Source organism: Ekhidna lutea, assembly GCF_900188325.1.
Classification (GTDB): domain Bacteria; phylum Bacteroidota; class Bacteroidia; order Cytophagales; family Cyclobacteriaceae; genus Ekhidna; species Ekhidna lutea.
In genome coordinates this window covers 643772-664913 of record NZ_FZPD01000003.1, presented here as the reverse complement: position 1 = coordinate 664913, position 21142 = coordinate 643772, and the positions used below count along the sequence as shown (strand labels likewise).

22 protein-coding genes and 1 other RNA gene are annotated in these 21142 nt (G+C 41.6%); 13 read left to right on the top strand and 10 right to left on the bottom strand.

Translation table 11 applies throughout. The annotated features are described in order from the left end of the window. Positions 1-41: 41 nt before the first annotated feature. The 4 genes from CHB71_RS10840 to CHB71_RS10825 form a co-directional block, all read right to left on the bottom strand. Complete coding sequence (locus tag CHB71_RS10840) at positions 42-734, bottom strand: DUF4290 domain-containing protein (RefSeq protein ID WP_089356927.1); 693 nt, start codon at positions 732-734, stop codon at positions 42-44. A gap of 126 nt (positions 735-860) precedes the next feature. Then, positions 861-1298, bottom strand: a complete 438-nt coding sequence (locus CHB71_RS10835; protein WP_089356926.1) for a RidA family protein — start codon at positions 1296-1298, stop codon at positions 861-863. Next, positions 1298-1729, bottom strand: a complete 432-nt coding sequence (locus CHB71_RS10830; RefSeq protein ID WP_089356925.1) for a GNAT family N-acetyltransferase — start codon at positions 1727-1729, stop codon at positions 1298-1300. Before CHB71_RS10830 ends, CHB71_RS10835 begins: the two co-directional genes overlap by 1 nt. Beyond that, complete coding sequence (locus CHB71_RS10825; RefSeq protein WP_089356924.1) at positions 1726-3015, bottom strand: aminopeptidase P family protein; 1290 nt, start codon at positions 3013-3015, stop codon at positions 1726-1728. Before CHB71_RS10825 ends, CHB71_RS10830 begins: the two co-directional genes overlap by 4 nt. 38 nt (positions 3016-3053) lie before the next feature. On the opposite strand from CHB71_RS10825, the gene CHB71_RS10820 reads away from it, so the two are divergent. The 7 genes from CHB71_RS10820 to CHB71_RS10790 all read left to right on the top strand — a co-directional run bounded on the left by CHB71_RS10820 (position 3054) and on the right by CHB71_RS10790 (position 10502). Next, positions 3054-4244 (top strand): S8 family serine peptidase, encoded by a 1191-nt coding sequence (locus tag CHB71_RS10820; protein ID WP_089356923.1) that lies wholly within the window; start codon positions 3054-3056, stop codon positions 4242-4244. 84 nt (positions 4245-4328) lie between these two features. Further along, positions 4329-4784 (top strand): hypothetical protein, encoded by a 456-nt coding sequence (locus CHB71_RS10815; protein ID WP_089356922.1) that lies wholly within the window; start codon positions 4329-4331, stop codon positions 4782-4784. 139 nt (positions 4785-4923) lie between these two features. Further along, positions 4924-5259, top strand: coding sequence for a YciI family protein (locus tag CHB71_RS10810; protein WP_089356921.1), 336 nt, complete (start codon positions 4924-4926; stop codon positions 5257-5259). 174 nt (positions 5260-5433) lie between these two features. Next, a complete protein-coding gene (locus CHB71_RS10805) occupies positions 5434-6660 on the top strand; it encodes an RNA polymerase sigma factor (protein WP_089356920.1) in 1227 nt (408 codons plus the stop codon). Between the two features lie 130 nt (positions 6661-6790). Then, on the top strand, positions 6791-8029 hold the full coding sequence (locus CHB71_RS10800; RefSeq protein ID WP_089356919.1) for a M16 family metallopeptidase: 1239 nt from the start codon (positions 6791-6793) through the stop codon (positions 8027-8029). Between the two features lie 17 nt (positions 8030-8046). Continuing rightward, positions 8047-8685: an O-methyltransferase gene (locus CHB71_RS10795; protein WP_089356918.1), complete on the top strand. Its 639-nt coding sequence runs from the start codon at positions 8047-8049 to the stop codon at positions 8683-8685. Further along, complete coding sequence (locus CHB71_RS10790) at positions 8682-10502, top strand: LysM peptidoglycan-binding domain-containing protein (protein ID WP_089356917.1); 1821 nt, start codon at positions 8682-8684, stop codon at positions 10500-10502. The genes CHB71_RS10795 and CHB71_RS10790 overlap by 4 nt, the downstream gene beginning before the upstream one ends. 8 nt (positions 10503-10510) lie before the next feature. Here the strand turns inward: CHB71_RS10790 and CHB71_RS10785 are convergent, their stop codons facing one another. Both CHB71_RS10785 and dnaX read right to left on the bottom strand, forming a co-directional pair. Continuing rightward, positions 10511-10741, bottom strand: coding sequence for a hypothetical protein (locus tag CHB71_RS10785; protein ID WP_144017395.1), 231 nt, complete (start codon positions 10739-10741; stop codon positions 10511-10513). Positions 10742-11142: 401 nt separating this feature from the next. Beyond that, positions 11143-12261 (bottom strand): DNA polymerase III subunit gamma/tau, encoded by a 1119-nt coding sequence (gene dnaX / locus CHB71_RS10775; protein ID WP_089356914.1) that lies wholly within the window; start codon positions 12259-12261, stop codon positions 11143-11145. 169 nt (positions 12262-12430) lie between these two features. Between dnaX and ssrA the strand changes: the two genes are divergently transcribed. Continuing rightward, positions 12431-12830, top strand: a transfer-messenger RNA (tmRNA) gene (gene ssrA, locus CHB71_RS10770). Positions 12831-12859: 29 nt separating this feature from the next. On the opposite strand, the gene CHB71_RS10765 is transcribed toward ssrA, so the two are convergent. Then, a complete protein-coding gene (locus CHB71_RS10765) occupies positions 12860-13549 on the bottom strand; it encodes a hypothetical protein (protein ID WP_089356913.1) in 690 nt (229 codons plus the stop codon). An 81-nt stretch (positions 13550-13630) separates the two neighbouring features. Between CHB71_RS10765 and CHB71_RS10760 the strand changes: the two genes are divergently transcribed. Continuing rightward, positions 13631-14404: an AMP nucleosidase gene (locus CHB71_RS10760; protein WP_089356912.1), complete on the top strand. Its 774-nt coding sequence runs from the start codon at positions 13631-13633 to the stop codon at positions 14402-14404. A gap of 58 nt (positions 14405-14462) precedes the next feature. On the opposite strand, the gene CHB71_RS10755 is transcribed toward CHB71_RS10760, so the two are convergent. Beyond that, positions 14463-15344 carry a DUF72 domain-containing protein gene (locus CHB71_RS10755; RefSeq protein WP_089356911.1) on the bottom strand — a complete coding sequence of 294 codons (882 nt, stop codon included), beginning with the start codon at positions 15342-15344 and terminating at the stop codon, positions 14463-14465. Between the two features lie 302 nt (positions 15345-15646). Continuing rightward, positions 15647-16510, bottom strand: a complete 864-nt coding sequence (locus tag CHB71_RS10750; RefSeq protein WP_089356910.1) for an SDR family oxidoreductase — start codon at positions 16508-16510, stop codon at positions 15647-15649. Positions 16511-16527: 17 nt separating this feature from the next. Between CHB71_RS10750 and CHB71_RS10745 the strand changes: the two genes are divergently transcribed. The 3 genes from CHB71_RS10745 to CHB71_RS18725 all read left to right on the top strand — a co-directional run bounded on the left by CHB71_RS10745 (position 16528) and on the right by CHB71_RS18725 (position 19674). Beyond that, entirely contained in the window at positions 16528-17097 is a 570-nt protein-coding gene (locus CHB71_RS10745) for a nitroreductase family protein (protein WP_221406708.1), read from the top strand. Positions 17098-17207: 110 nt separating this feature from the next. Continuing rightward, complete coding sequence (locus CHB71_RS10740; RefSeq protein WP_089356909.1) at positions 17208-18563, top strand: pyridoxal phosphate-dependent decarboxylase family protein; 1356 nt, start codon at positions 17208-17210, stop codon at positions 18561-18563. Between the two features lie 298 nt (positions 18564-18861). Further along, positions 18862-19674 (top strand): hypothetical protein, encoded by an 813-nt coding sequence (locus CHB71_RS18725; RefSeq protein ID WP_144017394.1) that lies wholly within the window; start codon positions 18862-18864, stop codon positions 19672-19674. Positions 19675-20031: 357 nt separating this feature from the next. On the opposite strand, the gene CHB71_RS10730 is transcribed toward CHB71_RS18725, so the two are convergent. Continuing rightward, complete coding sequence (locus CHB71_RS10730) at positions 20032-20388, bottom strand: DoxX family membrane protein (protein WP_089356908.1); 357 nt, start codon at positions 20386-20388, stop codon at positions 20032-20034. Between the two features lie 101 nt (positions 20389-20489). Between CHB71_RS10730 and CHB71_RS10725 the strand changes: the two genes are divergently transcribed. Beyond that, a complete protein-coding gene (locus CHB71_RS10725) occupies positions 20490-21137 on the top strand; it encodes a sigma-70 family RNA polymerase sigma factor (protein ID WP_089356907.1) in 648 nt (215 codons plus the stop codon). Positions 21138-21142: the final 5 nt, after the last annotated feature.

Below are 21142 nucleotides of genomic sequence, written 5' to 3'. Positions count from 1 at the left end.
TATCGAAACCATCTTCAAATCTGTCAATCAAAAAAATCGAATTAGTGTCTTCTGCGGTTGTTTCCTCCGCCTTTGTTGTGTGGTCTGTTTTGGCGACCTCCACCTTTTCCACCCTGATTATTTCTGCGACCCTTGTTGTTGGTGTTGCTTCTTCTGCTTGAGTGTTTCTTCTCGGAATCAAAAAGACCAAGCTCTTTTACCGTTTCAATATCAATGTCTAGCTGGTTATTCGAAAGTCGTTTGATGTTCTTAAGGATTTGCTCATCCTCAATGCTTTCTTTATTCCAGGTTTGGAAAAAACCTTTCATTAACCGTCCAATAGCTACAACCGCTCCTTCTTTCTCCTTAGGATCATCCATCGCTATCGCCTGATCAATAAGAATCTCCACACCTCGACCATAGTGACGGTACTTGATCTCATTGGAGTAATACTGAAGTCTTTCAGGTTTCCGATCTAAAACAGACGCATCAGGTTTAGGGAATGGGCCATCAATATCCAATTCGAAGTTTGAAATGATATGTAGGTCATCCCACACCTTTTGATCGGTCTCGTTGTTTGAGCCCAGATCCGGATTGATGAGCTTCATTAGCTCCACCAATGTTTCCGCTTTTTTATTTCGCTGCTCTTTATCTTCTATCGTTCTCAAGTGCGCTACAAGGTTCTGCACGTTTCTGCCGTACTCTCTTAATTTCAATTGCGAGCGCTGGGTGTTGTATTCCAATGATCTTTCCATAATACTATTAAGCCCCAAAAATAGTGATTTTGATCTTCTCTTTGGTAGGGGTCCTTTATCTTAACTTTTTATTTGTTAACGTGAATATCAAATCAACGATCTTTAATGAAGATTGTTGAAGGATGACTATCCATTATTTTGATTTTGTTTTAAAGCCGCGATGCACTTCAGCTCTATGGCAATCGGAGTTGGTAGCGAACTGATTTCTACGGTCGTTCGGCATGGCTGATTGTCTTTGAAGTACTCAGCGTAAATTTTATTGTACGTCTTAAAGTCATCTTTCATATTGGTAAGAAAGACGGTTACATCCACCAGACTATCCCAGCTTGCTCCGGATGCCTCCAAAATCAGCCGGACATTTTTAAAAACGGAATGACACTGCTCAGCAATGTCATAGCTAATGATTTTGCCATTTTCATCCAGCTCCACTCCGGGAATCTTCTTCGTTCCCCGCTCCCTGGGCCCAACACCCGATAAGAAAAGTAAATCGCCTACTTGCCTGGCGTGTGGATATAACCCCACGGGTTCCGGTGCTTTATCTGAATCAAATTTTTGTGATGACATTATTTCAATTGTTTTCTTAACCAAATTCTGATTCGCTCATCTTTTGATGATCGCTCAGTATCAATTATTTCAAATCCATACTTCAAAGCAAAGATCAACATGGATTTGTGTTCATTCAATGTTTTGAAGGTTAAATACCGATATCCTTTCGATCGACACCACAGCTCCATTTCTTTCAACAGAGCTGCCGCAATCCCCATTCCTCTAAATTCGGGTAAGACTCCTCCCATCCAACTGTAAAAGGAAGCATTTGAGTTTCGTTGATATCCACACTTAAAACCAACTGGTTTACCATCATCCTCGGCTATTAAAACCACCGATTTAGTAGCTGATAAACGCTTAGTAAATTCTTCTTTTGAGTATGGGCTTTTAAACTCAGGAATCCCTTCTATAATCGGGAGAATTTCATCTATCTCACCTTTTCGAATCATTTATTCATAATCTCTTCTATCTCCTCCGCCTCAATAGGAATATTCTCCATCAAATTGATGTGTCCGTTTTTAGTTACAACGATATCGTCCTCCAATCGAATGCCGATGTTTTCCTCCGGAATATAAATTCCCGGCTCAACCGTAAACACCATTCCCGATTCAAACTCCTTATAAATAGATGCCACATCATGCACATCTATACCAATATGATGAGAAGTTCCATGCATAAAGTATCTTTTGTAAGCCGGCCAATCCGGATTTTCATTCTTGATATCATCCGTTGTGATCAATCCCAAATCCACCAACTCCTTCTCCATCAGCTTACCCACTTCAGTATGATATTCCGGGATTCTATTCCCTGGCTTTAAAAGTTTGGTTGCTCCATTCTTCACTCGTAATACTGCATCGTAAACCGCTCTTTGTCTTTCGGTGAATTTGCCGTTAACAGGAATTGTTCGGGTCATATCCGAACTGTAATTTGCATACTCTGCGCCTACATCCATCAGCAATACATCTCCATCTTTTAGCTGCATTCGATTTTCGATATAGTGAAGCACGCATGAGTTCCCTCCACCTCCAACGATCGGTGTATATGCAAACCCTTTCGATCGGTTTCTCACGAATTCATGCAGGTATTCCGCCTCTACTTCATATTCCATTACACCCGGACGTACAAACTCCAGCACTCTTCTAAACCCTTTCTCCGTGATCTCACAGGCATGTTTTAGTAAGTCGATTTCAAACTGTGATTTCACACATCTTAGATCTGTCAGGATTGGAGACAGACGCTCATATTGATATAGTGGATATTTGTCTTTGCACTCCTTTATAAATCGGGCATTGCGTGTTTCCACCTCACTTGCATTTCGGATGTGCTCATTGCTATCCAGATAGATGTGATCACATTCAGCGAGGATGGTGTACAATGTCTTCTCAAACTCAGATGTCCACTTGATATTTTTGATGCCGGTGGCTTCCGTACCCTCTTCTTTGGTCAGCTTATGGCCTTCCCATACGGCTATCTCTTCATTCGTTTCTCGTACAAACAGGATTTCCCGCATCTTTTCATCCGGAAAGTCAGGTGCTATCAACACAATTGTTTCTTCCTGGTCCACACCAGTCAGATAGAACAGATTGGCATTTTGGACAAACTGCATTGTTCCATCTGCGTTGGTAGGCATGATATCGTTTGCATGCACAATAGCAACAGACCTGGGTTTCATGCGCTTGGCTAGCTTCTCACGATTCTGAATAAATAGTTGGTTGTCAATGGGATCGTATCGCATGGATTATCTTAGTTCTGGTTTAACAAAATTGCCCGACTATGAGATGGCTAAAATTAGCATTTCTTTTCCTCTATCTGCCCCTTTCCGGGCAGCAATTGGGATTTGCGCTGGAGCAGATCAATGGACAGGCAATCATTGATGCCGGACTTACTGGCAAGGGAGTGAAGGTCGGGATCATCGATGGTGGATTCCTGAAAGCTGATGATAGCGAATCGCTGAAAGCTCTTTTTGAGAATGGTCAGATAGCGGGATATAAAGATTATCTGGATCCGGAAGCCAAACCCTACTCAGGCACTGCTGGATTTGATGATAATCACGGGACCGAGGTTTGGGAATTGATCGCCGGGTATAATGAAGAAAGGGATGTACAGTACGGACTGGCCACCGGAGCGACTTTTTACCTGGCCCGAACAGATCATGGGGGATATGAGCGAAGGCAGGAAGAGGAATTTGCGATTGAGGCGATGGGATGGATGGCTGAAGAAGGTGTGAAAATCATCAACTTGTCTCTGGGGTATAATTACGGGTTTAATGATAAGCGAGAGAACTATCGCCCGGAACAAATGGATGGAAAAAGTACCATCTTAACGCAGGCAGTTGATCGCATCTCTGAAGAATATGGAATACTGATAATAGTTGCGGCCGGAAATGACGGAGATCACAAATGGCAGATTGTAGGTTCGCCGGGAGACGCCAAAAGTGCGCTCACAGTGGGGGCTACAAAGTTTAAGGTCTGGGATGAGATGAAATACAGCTCCAAAGGACCTGGGTGGCTCGATTATGTAAAACCAGAGATTTCATGCTATTCTTCGCTCGGCACTTCTTTTTCTGCGCCTGTTATTACTGGATTGGCTGCTTGTCTGCTGGAGAAATATCCGTCCTTGACAGGAGAAGAATTAAAGAACGTGATCATTCAGTCTGGAAGTCTGATGTATCCCAATAACTATATCGGGCATGGAGTTCCAAATGGAGAGATCGCGATGTTGGCGCTTGAAGGAAATGAGATTCTTTGGGAGGATGCTGAACAAAATGCCAGAAACACCTTTAGACTTGAACTCGACAAGCCCTCTATTTATATTACTGTTTACCACAAAGACAACTGGAAAGTAATCAAAAAAGAAACAATCCGAACCGATAAAACGAAGATCAAAATCAAACGAAGAGAAGATGCGACATCCAGTACGGTGATTTGGGAGGGTGAGAGTTTGGAGGTGGTGTGGGAGAATTAGGTTTATCGCAACAGTTTGAAATGTAAATAACGGATTTGATACAAAATCTTAATATATTGCTAATTAATAGACTAGCTGAATAACATGAAAAAATTAATTTCATCTGAGCTAACCTTAACATTTAAGATTTTCTTTCCAACCGTTTTTGGAGGCCCATTAATTTATCTAACTATCATTTTTGTAGACTTTCAATATTATGAATTAGTCATTGTAACTTCTTCGCTCTTAGGGACAGTAATTATAATATTCTATTCTGCTTTGTTAAGACTTAAGAGTGTCTCCATGGATGACCAAAATTTTTACATTTCTAATCATTTTCGACATATAATAGTACCTATCACAGATTTAGATAAAGTAACGCACTCGTGGCTTTGGAACATTCAGCCAGTTACAATGCATTTTAATAAAAAAACTGAATTTGGAACTTCAATAAAATTCATGCCTGAAATTGACCTAACACCTATTTGGAAAGCTCCTCCAATTGTTAAGAAATTGAAATCTTTAATCTCTCAAAACAGCTTTCAAGACCAACAGAACTAGTAGGTACTTTTTCCAGCCTTTTATTCAGATTCAGCACAACACAGGGCAAAAAGCAATTTTCAATTCCTCATTGTCCATTTTCAATTAGTACGCTCGTCTTAAAGGAAATATTTATCTTAACTAAAACACAACTAAGACGATGAAAAAGTATTTGTATGTATTCCGAGGTGGTGATGAAGGTTATGCAGACCAATCACCTGAGCAGATGCAAGCCCACATGCAGCGATGGGGTGAATGGATGGCTAAAGTGAAAGCGGAAGGCTACCCATTGCAGCAGGAAGGAAAAGTGGTAGGCAAAGCTGGAGATGTAATCACCGATGGGCCGTTTACAGAAGGAAAAGAAGTCGTTGGTGGCTATGTTGTACTTGATGCGAATGATATGGATCATGCGGTAGAGCTATCCAAGGACTGCCCAATCTTCGAGTTTGGTGGTACCACAGAAGTGAGAGAAGTAATTACCGAAATGGGGATGTAATTAAAGCGTCATTTCGAGCCTGCCTGGCTAGCGGGAAGGCAAGGCGAGAAATCTCCTTCACGGGGACTTCTCACTTTGTTCGAAGTGACGTAAGATTAAATATTACAACTAAACAGCCTGTCGAAGGGTATCTTTCGACAGGCTCAAGATGACGCCCATTACATTCTCATCTAAATGCAAACCTCCCAACTCGTGGATCACTTCTTCCGAACGGAATATGGTAAGGCGGTATCGCACCTCACCAGCAAGTTTGGTGCGTCTAATCTGGAACTTGCTGAGGATAGTGTGCAGGAGGCTCTGATCAAAGCGATGCAAACCTGGCCGTACGCCCAGATACCGGACAACCCCACCGGTTGGATCTTGCGGGTGGCGAGAAATAAGATGATTGACCAGCTCAGGAGAGATCAAAAAACCACACAGCAGGAAGTTCCGGAAACCACCGAAGAGATGAACGAAGACTTATCGCTTGAATCGATTAATGATGACATGGTGCGAATGATGTTTGCTTGCTGCCATCCATCACTGAGTCAGGAATATCAGATCATTTTGACTCTTAAGATTCTTGGTGGGCTATCCGTTAGAGAAATTTCCAGCTCCCTACTCAAAAAAGAAGAAACGGTAGCGAAGGCATATACCCGGGCAAAAAAGAAGTTTAAACAAGAGGAAATTAAACTCCTGCTTCCTCCTGCCAATGAAATCGAGAAGCGGCTGGAGATGGTCCTAAAAATCATCTACCTCCTATTCAATGAGGGCTACAAGTCGGCAGAGGGTGAAATGCTCATACGCAAAGAATTGTGTGAGGATGCCATCCGACTTAATCGGGTCTTACTGGAAAGTGAAATCTGTAACACGCCAACAGCCAACTCCTTGATGGCTCTGATGCATTTTCATGCGGCTCGGTTTTCTGCCCGAACAGACGAAAATGGGGACATCATCACACTCGAAAATCAAGACCGATCCAAATGGGATCAAAACCTGATCAATCAGGGACTATTTTACCTTGAACAAGCATCTGATGATGGAGGTATCAACGAATACATCATTCAGGCTGCTATCAGTGCTGTGCACTGTCAGGCACCTTCTTTTGAGGAAACCAACTGGATGGAAATCCTTCGACTCTACGACCTTCAACTACAAATTACCCCATCTCCTATCGTTCGCCTCAATAGAATTGTGCCATTGGAAAAAGTGCATGGCCCTCATGTAGCTTATACAGAAATAGAGGAGCTGGAAGAAACCTCGTTTTTTGATGAATACTACCTCTTTTATGCCATTAAAAGTGATCTCCTAAATACACTGGGTGAATCGTCAGAGGCGCGAGTCTCACTTAAACGGGCCATTGATTTAACAAAGAATGAACGGGAGAAGGCTTATTTAAAGGATAAGTTGAAAAGCATTTAACATCAATCTCCCTGTATCCCTCCTTTGGAAGGGGAGCCGAAGTTAGAGCTAATCGTATCAAGTACTCTTTCAAGAGAATAAAGGAGGGGTTGGGGGTGGTTAGTGTACTTAGTCCTAACTTTGCGCTCCAATGAGCAAGAAGGAATACGAGCTGATCGAATTACCGAACGGGATTCGGGTGATACATAAGGAAGTCAACCACACCAAAATCGCCCATGTCGGCATTATGTTGGACATTGGTAGCCGGGATGAAAGCCTTGAAGAACAGGGGCTGGCACACTTCCTGGAGCATATGGTATTTAAAGGTACCAACAAGCGCAGCTCATACCATATCATCAATCGACTGGAATCATTAGGTGGTGAATTAAACGCTTACACCACGAAAGAGAAAATCTGTTTCTACGCCTCCCTGCTAGACATTCATCTTGATAAAGCAGTAGAACTGCTTTGCGACATCACGTTCAATTCCACCTTTCCGGAAAAGCAGATCGAAAAAGAACGACAAGTTATTCTGGAGGAGATGAGCATGTATCGAGACACTCCGGAAGATTCGATTCAGGACGATTTTGATGAGCAGCTATTTCCTAATCATGCGCTTGGGAGAAATATCCTTGGGACTGAGCAAACTGTGAATTCCTTCAAACAAGGTGATTTTCGCAATTTTTTAGACCGGAATCTGAATACAGAGAAAATCATTCTTTCAAGTGTAGGAAACTATTCTGCCAAGAAAATTCAGCGTTTAGCAACCAAGTACCTGGAACAGATTCCACATAAGAATCATACACCGGAAAGAAACTGGTTTTCAGGATATCAACCTACCCGAAAGGAAGTCAAAAAATCTATTTCACAGGCGCACATCGCCATGGGGATGCCTTCATTGAGTATCAAAGATGAAAACAGAATTCCTTTCTTTTTTGTCGTAAACCTACTAGGTGGTCCAAGCATGAGTTCCAGGCTTAATCTCTCTCTTAGAGAAAAACATGGATTAGTCTATGGGGTAGACGCCAGCTATGCTCCCTATCTGGAAGTTGGCCAGTTCAGTATCTTCTTTGCTACCGACCCGAAAAACCTAAAGAAAAGTCAGCGTATTATCCTCAAGGAAATCGAACTCCTGAAGTCTAAGCCTTTGGGAAACATGCAGCTTCATAAAGCTAAAAATCAGATCAAGGGGCAGATGGCTTTATCCGAAGAAAATAAGAATGCAACAATGCTCATGATGGCTAAAAGTCAACTTGATTTAAACAAAGTACCGGATATTGACAGTGTGTTTAAGAAGATTGATGCCATTACAGCCGAGGATATTCAAGCTCTATCCCAGCGATATTTCCCAATAGATCAGATGAGTTCATTGGCATATCTGCCAGAATAGTAATTATCTTTACGTTCATGGAATTTTTGCCTGACGATCTTCAAAAGTATGTGGAAGATCACTCCGAACCCGAATCTGATTTGCTTCAGCAGATCAACAGGGAAACTCACCTCCATGTTTTAAAACCCCGAATGCTTTCCGGTCATCTCCAAGGGCGAGTATTGTCAATGCTGTCACATATGATTCGTCCGAAAAACATTCTGGAAATAGGCACCTATACCGGGTATGCTGCTTTATGCATGGCCGAAGGAATGCAAGCGGATGGGAGGCTGATTACGATTGATAACAATGACGAATTGGCCCTGCGCACAAAAGAATATTTTGATCAGTCCGCATGGGCAGACCAAATAGACCTGCGTGTTGGAAATGCACTGGAAGTGATTCCTACCCTAAAAGAAAAATGGGATTTAGTCTTTATCGATGCTGATAAAGAGAACTATGCCAATTATTTTGACCTGGTAATAAATAGCGTCAACACCGGAGGTTTTATCATTGCTGACAATGTGCTTTGGAGCGGCAAGGTGTTTGATAAATCGAAGAACGATAAGGATACAGAGGCGATTCGGGCATTTAATCAGAAAACGCATACGGATCGCCGAGTGCAAAACGTTCTATTCCCTATTCGTGACGGGTTGATGATATTGAGAAAATTATGAAGTTAAGAGTTTCGAGTTTACTGTTTCGTGTTTCGAGTTGGCTGCTTTTCATTGTCACCTGCTATTCGGGGGTTTCTCAAACGGTACCAAGCGAAATGATGCTGGGGGATTTGCGTTTATCTATCAATGAATCTACCCGAAGACAGATCCAAAAAGAGGTAGACCGACTCACGCAAAGCCAAACCTACTTCAACATTCTGGTAGATCGGATGAATCTCTACTTCCCGATCATTGAACGAGAACATGGAGATGCAAACATTCCGGATGAGATCAAATTTCTCGCCATTCAGGAAAGTGCCTTGATATCTGATGCTGTTTCGTCAGCTAATGCAGTTGGTTTCTGGCAATTCAAAGATTTTACCGCACGTGAAGTGGGATTACGAGTAGATCGAAATGTGGATGAACGACTGAACATAGTATCTGCATCAAGGGGATCAGCCAAATACCTCAATAGTCACAATTACTTTCTGAAAAACTGGGTGTATTCGGTGATGGCGTACAATACCGGACGAGGTGGAGCTCAGAAATATGTGGACAATTCCAATCTTGGGGCTCGACGAATGACTATCAATAGCAAGACCCATTGGTATGTCAAAAAATTCATTGCTCACGTAGTTGCCTTCACCCCTGCTGTTGGTCGTCCCCACTCAGAAGGAATCTGGTTGGATGAAGTAACCAATGCTAGTGGTAAAAGTCTCTCCCAAATTGCCAAAGAGGAGAAAGTGGATTTGGAAGAACTGGAGAAGTACAATAAATGGCTTAAGCGTGGGGCTGTTCCAAAAGATAAAGCCTATGCTGTGCTAATCCCTCGTCAGGGCACTCCGCCCAAAAGAGCCATCGCAGAGAATAACACTAAAAGGAACAAAATCTCAACGCCTCAAAAAAAGGTGTATCCATCGGAACTTAAACCAGGAATTACCGAAGCAAACAAGTCGACCATTATTCCCCTTAATGGGATCCCATCCATATTAGCGAGGACATCTGATGATGTGCATACCCTGTCTGCAAGGGCCGGCATTTCAGAAAAGCAATTCAGAAAATACAATGACATGGGTGAGTCAGATAAGGTCATCCCAAATGAATTCTACTATATCAAAAAGAAAAAAGGAAAAGCGAAGATTGGATTTCATGTTGCCAAATCTGACGAGTCATTATGGGAAATTTCTCAGCAGTATGGTATTCGCCTCTCCAAGCTGGCCAAGCGAAACCGCATGAATGTCATAGATGAATTAAAGCCCGGACGTGTACTTTGGATGGATAAAAACAGACCTTCCAGTGAGCCAATTGCATATCATGAGGTAAGTAAACCAGTGATCACCAAACCGGTGGCTAAAGCCACAGCTTCAACCGAAAATATTGATGATGCAGTGATAATAAAGGAATCCGCAGATGAGCCTGTTAGCGAGGAAGTAACTGAAGAAGAGGTGCCTGATATAATCGTGCCTGTGGTAGACACCAAGGAAGAACGACTAAAGAAGGTAAAGATTCATACCATTGCTGCTGGCGAAACCCTGTGGAGTATTTCTAAGCTGTATGAAATCGAAATGGATGACATTCTCCGCTGGAATGAATTACCCAACCCAGATGCGATTAGTATCGGTCAAAACATCCAGGTAAAAGCGCCGATTGAAGAATCATCTGAAGGTAAAAACATTATTAATCACACAGTTCAACCAGGCGAGACCGTTTATGCTATTTCCAGAAAATACGGGATGACCGTAGATGAGGTGGTAGACCTGAACAGCCTGAATGGTTTTGAATTAAATGTAGGGCAGGAATTGAGGGTTTATGGGGGCTCTTCGACAGGCTCAGAGTGACAAAAAAATTAATAATCAAAATCTAATCCCAACCGATCCTTCAAATCTTTGAGATCAGGGTTTTGCTTTACCATGTAATCGAAGATATCTGTACTGGTATAGAGCTTTTTCTCGTCTTTAATCTCTGCAATCTCTGTACGAATGACAATGTGATCGTTTTGTAATTCATTGCGCAAATATTGTACAACTTCAGTGTCAAATTTCTCCAGAAAACTTACTTCAAGTTGGCTGCCAAGCATAATGATTATACTGTGATTTTCTCCTTTTTTTACTGACTTGCTTAGTACCAAACGCTCTGTGTCCCCAGCATCGGTTTTCTGCTCGGCAAACCCTTTCCAAACTCTTTCCAGATCTTCCTGTGTGAAATCCGTTTCCTTTTTGTCAATGACCGGAGACGCATCACTTGCTGCTTCCTTTAATTTCTTCTTCCCGAAGATGCTAGGCGTCTCTTTTGCCTTACCGGATTCCGAAGGTTTTATTACCGGACTTGGTTTAGGTTTTGATGCAGCAGGTGTAGATTCAGATTCGCTGAAATGTGGAGTTTGTGGCTCTTCTGTTGGTGGGGGTGGAGAATCGTCTTCTGGCTCTGCAGGCTTTTCGATCTCCTCCTTTTTAGGAATTGATTTTTCAGCTGGCTTTTCTATGTTGTCACTGTGTGACCTTTTTTTTTTGCTCCATTGTCAGAGGAGCTAAGTGTAAGTGCGTTGGTCAAATGAGCCAGTTTCATGAGGCAAAGCTCTACGTGCAGTCGCTGATTTTTGCTCTGTTTGAAACTCAGTTCAAACTGATTAGAAATATTGAGTGCTGATAGCAAAAAGGAAGGACTACAATTAGCAGCTTGCTCCCCATATTTTGCCTTCAGGTTGTCGGTAACTTCCAAAAGTTTGATGGTCTGGTTGTCTTTGGATATCAGTAGGTTTCTAAGGTGTTGCTGAAAGCCATTTAAGAAATTATTTCCATCAAATCCATTTCTTAAAATCTCGTCAAAGAGCATCAGTGCTCCAGACATATTTTGAGCCAACAGGTCATCGACCAGCTTGAAGTAGTAATCGTAATCCAGAATATGGAGATTCTTGATCGTATCCTGATAAGTGATCTTCCCGTCTGATGAAAAAGTCGTGATCAAATCGAAGATGGAAAGTGCATCCCTCAATGCACCATCTGCCTTTTGCGCAATTAAGTGAAGTGCTTCCTTCTCAGCATCTACTTTTTCGCTCCCCGCAATTTTCTCCAGTTGCTTTACGATATCAGAAACCTCAATGCGATTGAAATCATAAATCTGGCACCTGGACAGAATGGTAGGAATCACCTTATGCTTTTCCGTTGTTGCCAAAATGAAAATGGCATACTCAGGAGGCTCCTCTAAGGTTTTCAAAAAGGCATTGAAAGCCTGTGTAGAAAGCATGTGAACCTCATCAATGATGTATACTTTATATTTTCCTTGCTGTGGTGGGTATCGTACCTGATCGATCAGATTTCGAATATCTTCTACCGAGTTATTAGATGCAGCATCCAGCTCAAAAATGTTGAAGTTGTTGGTGCTGTCACCTGATTCACTTTCAAACTCGTTGATGGTTTTAGCAAGAATACGCGCACAGGTGGTTTTACCCACTCCTCTTGGCCCGCAAAACAGTAGTGCTTGCCCTAAGTGATTAGACTTTATTGCATTTTCAAGGGTAGTGGTGATATGCTCTTGCCCCACTACCTCTTCGAAACCGAGAGGCCTGTACTTACGTGCCGATACCACAAAATTCTCCATCTGCTGGCAAGTTAAATGATGCTTCCCATTCTTCGGAAAAATTTCTTCAAAAAAGGATTGAACCTTTTCAGAAAATCAAATGTCTTATTCTCCCACAAAGGAATGTACCTTTGTGATTGGAACCTGTTCGTTGGAATTTGTTCCCTGTTATTTTGTTCTTTGAATATATGGGGTCGACCGGAATCGACAGGAAGTGCAAAGCATATGCTAGCATGCAGGGTGGGGAGTGTACATCCTTGATAAATGCGCTCAAAATTGTAATTGGCGAGTCTAACTACGCTATGGCAGCATAATCTCAAATTAAAGTAGAGTTTATTTAGGGTTGAGCCACATAGGTTCCCCCTGTCACATCCTACCACGCTTTTGTCCTTAGGGCGAGGAACTGGGGTGTCGAACATAAGGAATAGCTCAAGACAGTGTTGCGGGTCGTGAGTGAAATAAAGCAACTGGTTTTTCAGGTGGGTAGTTATTCGCCAGCCTGAGATTCGAGATTAAAAGAATAACTAAGCATGTAGAAGGTCTATGGTTTCCTTAGCTGGACGAGGGTTCGAATCCCTCCGACTCCACACTAAACTAAAGCCCACTTCGGTGGGTTTTTTTATTCTAAAGAATTGTAATATTCTACAATCTCCTTAAGGTCCCTTTCATTGTTGAATTTCAGATTGGATTGATTCACATATCTATTTAATTCTCTCGATTTAAAAACATCAAGATTTTTCCGTTTCCCTCTGGTGACCTCCACTGCTACATTGTTAACTACCAAATAATATTCTTCAAGGGCTTGAATATCTTCATCTGTATCATTTATTATCGTTGGAGAGGTGGCCTCTCTTGGTGCGTACATTCGCTTACACTTCAAAAGCTTTGCGTCCCCATCTTCGAGTAACTGAATAAAACCCCTGATCTCGCTTTGCTCATCAAATTGAAATAACTGAGCTGACACAAATTTCTCTGGCCTGAGTCGTTCAACGCTAAACCATTCAAACCAATCAATAAATCCTCCATTCAATGCTTTAATATCATTTCCAATGATCACTTCAAGCTGATTGCGTACCAAATCATAGCGCATATAATAAGCTATAAGCGAATCGCCATTTTTAAGAAAAATATTTCCCGCATTCCATGTATCGTCAAAGTGATAGCGTCCGATTGATGTTAGATTTATTACATATACCTTACTCTCCACAGCCTCTTCATTGAAAAAAAAGGAATTATAAGTAGGGACTTGCGCTTTAAGACTACCTGATAATGAAATCAATAAAATGAAAAGGCCTAAAGATTTTGACATCAATAACGAAACGGAAAACCTATTTTCAAGTTTGGAGAACTGTAAAAATTCGTATTGAGCATTCAACTATCTTTGCACTTCATGAAAACAAAAGAAGAAATAGTAGACGATTGGTTACCCAGATATACAGGAACCGAATTGGATGAATTTGGTCAATACATCCTTCTCACCAACTTTAAAAACTACGTAGACATTTTTGCTAAAAAGTTCGACGTGCCAATTCTTGGCAAGAAAGGGGCAATGCAAACTGCCACCCATGATGATATTACTATTATCAATTTTGGAATGGGGAGTGCGATGGCTGCTACGGTAATGGATTTGCTCTCCGCAATCATGCCTAAAGCCGTGTTATTCCTTGGAAAATGTGGCGGTTTGAAAAGTCAGAATAAACTTGGGGATTTAATCCTTCCAATTGCTGCAATACGTGGCGAGGGTGCTTCTGACGATTATATGCCTGCAGAAATACCTGCATTGCCTTCATTCCGCCTTCAGCGTGCCGTTTCGCACGTCATTAAGGCCAAAGGTTTTGACTATTGGACAGGCACGGTATTTACTACCAACAGACGAGTTTGGGAGCACGATAATGAATTCAAGGAATACCTGAAAGAAATTCGGGCCTCAGCGATTGACATGGAAACCGCTACGCTCTTTACTGTTGGGTTTGCAAACAAAATCCCACGAGGTGCTTTGCTTTTAGTCTCTGACAATCCAATGGTACCTGAAGGAGTTAAAACGTCAAAAAGTGATAAGAAAGTAACTGCTCAGTTTGTTGAGAATCACCTGGATATTGGAATTGATTCACTTATGGAATTAAGTAGCTCCGGAGAGTCTGTTAAGCATTTGAAATTCGAATAAGTTGAGATTGATCTTATAGCAAAACTTTATCCAAGCCCTCAAATGAGGGCTTTTCTATTTAAAACAAACTTTCCTGATCTTGACCAACAGGAATGCTGATATCTAGCCCAAATTCTTTATTCAACTTGTGAATAAAATGAGCAGACAGTACAGGTGATTCTTTTTCCAAATTCTGATGAACGAAAAAGTAGAGATTTTCCATCCCCTGATCGGCCCACTGCTTTAAACGATCCATCCAGGTATCCAAACGAGAGTAGTCACTTTCATGATTGGCGCCAACGTATCGCACAAATACAGATGGCGAAGTTAAACGCATATGCAGCAGATCTCTCCTGCCCGCTGTGTCAGTTACAATATTGGAAATGTTGTGCTGCTCAAATAATGCATATACTTCATTTGCTACCTCAGCATCATTAAACCATTCAGTGTTTCTAAGCTCAATCGCCAATGGAATATCCTTTGGCCAATACTCCACGGCTGTTACCAGCCTTTCCATGTTTTGAGGCTTGAAATTGTCATGAAGTTGAAGGAAACACATGCCCAACTTGTCTCCGAAGGCTCTGATGTTGGTCGTGTATCGTTCGATCGGTTCTTCCACATTATTCAGTCTTTTGATGTGACTCACCATCTGGTGCACTTTCGGAAAGAATTTGAAATCATCAGGTGTTTTTTCTACCCACTTTTCAATCTGCTCTATACTGAAGTGATTATAGAATGTAGCGTTGAGCTCGATGGAATTGAACTGGGTTGAATAATATGCAAGCTCGTCCTTTGTTCCACGAGGGTAGAATTTCTTTAAATCCTGCTTATTCCATTTTGCACAACCCACAAAAACCTGTTTAAGGCCACTCCCTTGTTTCAATACTTTCTCCGTATCGTGGTGATCATCAGGTAATGAAAAATCTATTCCAGCGGGATTGTCGACACTTCCGAATTTCATAGGGCATGTATTTAGAAGATTAAATCTAGTGTCTTTATAAGACCTATTCCAACAGTCAGTGCAATAGTGTGGGAATTAACAAAATGCTATTGACATCCAACTAAATCTATTCTCATTTGAGAAAAGTGTATTTAATGAGTCCGAGAATGGATTTTTCTTTCAATTTCAAAACCACCCCTACCGAATCGTCGGCCCGGCCAAAAGGGAGTTGCAAAGAAATCCCTTTAGGGAATGAAAAAGGGTGATTTAAGGGCTAATTGCACCGAATCGAAAAATCTCTCTCGGACGCAACTAACAAGATGCTATTTCAACAATCCGATGGCTTTTGCAATGACTTTATCTACCACGCGGGTTGGCATCAATCGAGGGAGCGTCCAGTTCTTGAATTTCTGTGGCACGATGAGGTATCGTACTTTTGGTTTTTTGCTTTCGAAGGCATCAAATATGATTTTGGCTGCTCTCTCTGAAGTCCAGGCTTTTTTCACAGCCTTCGCTACGAACTTGGTTTGGAACTTTTTCAGTGGAGCATTGAAAACAGAATTCTGGAATTTTTCTTCTTCGGCCTGATTGGCTCCTTTATGCCAAATGGGTGTTTTGATGGGTCCTGGCTCTATCAGAATGACGTCTATCCCAAACATCATCAGCTCCTTTCTCAAACTTTCCGTGATTCCCTCCAGCGCATGTTTGGATCCTGAATAGGGCGACATAAACGGCATCCCATGACGTCCGGCAACAGAGGAAATCTGAATAATTCTTCCGGATTCTGAAGGATGATTTTGCTTTGCCCCTAGCAATGGCAAAAATGCCTGGGTTACTTTAATGAGCCCAAAAACATTGACATCAAACTGATGCTTATATTCTGAGACATCAAGATCCATGAGCGGCCCGCCTATGGCAATACCGGCATTATTGATGAGCGCACCAAGTCCTTCATGACCAATTTCTTTTTCCAGCCGCTCTGCGGCTTTATCTATGGCATCATAATCAGTGACATCAAATAACAAAGCATGGAAGTTTTTTCCTAAATCATTGACTAACCGATCCGCATCTTCCTGTTTTCTTACACTTCCATACACGGTATAACCATTTGCAACAAATACCTTTGCCATGTCATAACCAATGCCGGTTGAAGCGCCGGTTATCAGGATGTTTTTAGATTTCGCCATTTATAAATAATTCAAGAGTGAGTAAGATAAACGAAATTATACGCCAGCGGCGATCCGTGTATCCAGCGCAATATATCAATAAGCCTATACCAAGAGAAATTCTGGAAGAGCTCCTCCTCAATGCCAATCATGCGCCTACACACAAACTTACGGAACCCTGGAGGTTCAAAGTTTTCAGCGGTGAAGCAAAAAATAAATTGGGAGAATTTTTAGCAAAAAAGTATCAGAAGATCACTCCTGAAGAAGCATTTTCTCCGGCCAAGTATGAGAAAATAAAATCTAAACCGACAATGGCTGGCGCTATGCTGGCGATTGTGTTGCATCGGGATCCGGCTGAGCGCGTGCCAGAATGGGAAGAAATAGCATCAGTGGCGTGTGCTGTAGAAAACATCTGGATTGCGCTTGATCAATATAACATGGGTGGCTACTGGAGTAGTCCAGCCCTTTGCAAATTTTTAGGAGAGCATGTTTCAATGAAAGAAAACGAAAGGTGCATCGGCCTCTTTTACATAGGCTATTGCGAACCATCTGATCGTGTTATCCAAAAGAAACCGATTGAAGATAAAGTGGAGTGGATTGAGGATTAATTTACCTCGTCATTGCGAATGAGCCTACCTGCCGACAAAAGCAGGGCAAATGAAGCAATCTTGTCTTTAAGATCGCTTCGCAAGCTCGCGATGACGCAAACTTTGACGAAATGAAACTAGAAAAAGAATCAATAAAGCTACTCACCAAAGCAATCGAAAAGTTAGAATTGGGATTTGATTTGCCGGATTTTAATTCATCCCATGATTACCAAAAAATGGAAGAGGTGATCCTGAAAGCTGCCGAGCGAATGCAGGACAACTACCCGTATTTTCATCCGCTGTTTGCAGGCCAGATGCTAAAGCCTCCTCATCCGATTGCCAAAGCAGCATATATGATGGCTATGTGGATCAACCCGAACAATCACGCCATGGATGGAAGCAAAGCCAGCTCCCCGATGGAGAAAGAGGTTGTGGCTGATCTGGCTAAAATGTTTGGATGGAGCGAGCATCTGGGACACTTAACCGGAGGTGGCACCATGGCTAATTTGGAAGCTTTATGGGTTGCCGGCAACATTCATCCTGACAAAGCCATTGTTGCTTCTGATCAGGCGCACTATACCCATGAGCGCATATCCGAGGTTCTAAAGTTAAAGTTTGAAAAAGTAGCTACGGACCATCAGGGACGAATAGACATAGATGCATTAGAAGAAAAGCTAAAAAAAGGCAATGTGGGTACCGTCGTGTGCACGATGGGAACCACAGGACTTGGCGCTGTTGATCCGCTTCCTGAAATAGTTGCCCTGCAGGAGAAGTACGATTTCAGAATCCACGCTGATGCAGCTTATGGTGGTTATTTCAGATTACTGGATAATCTCGAATCTTCAACGAGTGAAAAATATGCTTTGCTGGATCAGGTGGATAGCATCGTCATTGACCCTCACAAGCAAGGATTACAGCCTTACGGGTGTGGCTGTGTGCTTTTCAAAAATCCTAAAGTGGCGCAGTACTACATTCACGATTCACCCTATACCTATTTCACTTCCGATGAATTGCATTTGGGTGAAATCAGCCTGGAGTGTTCACGAGCAGGAGCTTCAGCGGTAGGGCTCTGGGCTACTCATCAATTGATGCCTCCGGTTAAAGGCGGAAAGTTTGCTGCTGATTTATCGCAATCAAGAGAAGCAGCCCTTTCATTGTACGAAAGACTAAACACAAGTGATCATTTCTTCCCAATTGTTAAGCCGGAAACGGATATCGTGTCTTGGGCGATGAAAGGTCAAAAGGTAAGCGAGATGTCAAAGGCGGCACAGGAAGTATTCAAGCGAGCAGAACATAATCATTTGTATCTATCTCTTTATAAATATCCTACAGCAAAATTCAATGATCCTGATTTTGAAATTGATGCGGAGTATCTTATTTGCCTCCGATCATCCCTGATGAAGCCGGAACATAAGGAATGGCTGGATGAGATATGGGCAAGGCTTGAGAAAAGTAGATCTCGTGCTGTTACTTCTATAAATTCTTAAACCTTTGACTTACTACATAAACGTTATGAACTACGTTATAATGATAGGTTTGTAAAGATTTGTTTACGTTACATTATAGTTAGGAGCAATATTATTAAAATGCACTTGCTTTTATCAAACAAAGTATTCTATTTAGCACTGATTAAAAGTTTGCAAACACCTAATCAGGAGAATAATTTGACCTGAATCCTCCTCAAAAAGAAGTAAGGCTATTGAACAAATTTTAAACTATGAAAGATCATTTTTACTCACCATTTTATTTTTACTAACAATTAGTTTTTCCTGTCAAGAGCAGGAAATGAACAAAATTGAAACGGAAATAAACCTTGATGAACTTGCAGGTTTTTTTGCAGATATGTCATCAAATACCTTAAGATTTTCAAATGCGAATTTTTCATTTGATATAAGTCAAAATAAGGAGATTCGCATCAATAATCCAGAGATTGTTTCAGATCATTTAAGAACCAACTACTTTAAAAACCTGCCCTCAGAATTTGAAATAGACCTAGAAGCAAATTTTAATTCTCGTATCGCAGATTCAGGATATTTTTCTCAAAAACAATTAGAATTTATTGAGACTATGGGGATTTTGATGGGGGAAGTTAGAAGCTCCATTGAACTCCAAGAGGCAATCGATGAATTGAGAATTAAATTAGCTAATTCTAAAGGAATGACTGACGAGGAAAAGTATGAAATGATAGCTTTAGTTGAGTATACAAATTCTTTACATCAAAACCTGATAAACGGTGGTCTTGGGCAAATTGCAAATAACATACTCAATACTGAAAATGGAAGAATTCTAGATGCACCAGATTTAGATTTCACCAATCACTGTCCTGATGACGTTAATCAACCATGTGATACGGGTGAAGGAGGAAGTAGCGGTTGCTCTGTGAATTGGAGAGACGTTTGGGCTGGTGCAGTGGTCGGGTTGACTGTTGGAGCTACGCAAGGTGCTTATGTTGGAGCTACAGCTGGAACCGTTACATTCCCAGTAATAGGAACAGTAACTGGTGGAGTCAGTGGAGGAGTCGTCGGGGGAGCAATCGGATTTGTTTCAGGTGCAGCAACAAGCGTTGCGGCAGGTTTAATTACATCATGCGGACGATAGTCATGAAACTGTTTATAAATAATAAACATAGAAGAAGGTATTGGATTTCAACTATTATTATGGTATTCGTATTTATGCATTTTATGCCTTATGGAACTTTCAATCCTTCCAAGTTGGGGTTTTGGATGTCAATTATCTGTGCATTTATTGTGTCAACAATTACTTCATTAGTTTTGGTAAGACACAGTTCTGAAAACAAAGACTCATAACAATAGATAAAATTGAATGCGCTTACTTCCTTCATATAAATCAAGAAGTGAAATATTATTTCTGAGAATTAAGAGAGAGTGGGCGCACTCATTTTATCATGACGTTATAGTGAATTTCAGATAGGCATTATTACTCCAGCCCCTTCCTCTAAGCATGATCTGAAAGCTTATATAAGCTATAAGCGCCTATTGCCATCACTAAATCCCTAACCGCGACATCTACATAGCTCCAGCTTACCAGCAGTGTTATGGATATCAACACCAACCAGGCAGCTACAATCAATGAACCAAGTTTGGTTTTGGTTAATACCAATGCTCCGGCAACAATTTCAATCACTCCCACAATCATCATAAAAGTTTCTGACTCCATTGGGATCATTCCTTCACTCAGGTACTGACTCCAGTCTGTGAGTATATTGGTGAACTTATCCAAACCAGCCACGATGGGAACCAGTCCATAGGTATACTTTAAAAGGTTAAATACATTTTTCACTGTCGTTTCCATGTTCTTTAGATTTTGTTTGGCGGTTGGATCAAAAACCTAAGGAAAGGTTACATCCGTTGTAACTTTATCAAGAATCTCTGCTCTAAGTGGAAAGACCAATTATGCGAGTCATTCAAATTTCATCTACCCCACCCTTTAGTCCTTTGCAGGATATAGAGGTCATACAAAAAGTACTATCCGGTGAGAAAGGGCTTTTTGAAATCCTTTTGAGAAGAAACAATCAAAAACTGTATCGGGTGCTGAGAGGGTACCTCACTGATCATGATGAGGTGGTAGACACCATGCAAGACACGTACGTCACCGCTTATGAAAAGCTGGATCAATTCAGACAGTCAGCACAGTTTTCAACCTGGCTTATTCGCATTGGCATCAATAAAGCACTGAGAAGAATCAACCAATCCAGGAAGGTCGTTTCCCTCGACGAGGTGAAGGAATCTCAGTTTCAGTCAAATCAACAACCTGAACTAAAGTATATGCAGGCAGAAGCAAAACAGACACTGGAGATGGCTATTGGTTCACTAGCTGAGAAATATCGATCGGCCTATATTATGAAAGAAGTAGAGGGCATGTCCATTGCAGAAATTAGCGACTGTCTGGAGATCACCGAATCGAACGTGAAAGTGCGCATACATCGGGCTAAATCCCTTATCAAAGACAAGCTCTATCAACTATCTGCTTCCACTGATGTTTATGAGTTTGGGAACAAAAAATGTGACGCTTTAACCACTAGGGTGATGAATTTAATTTGATTGGT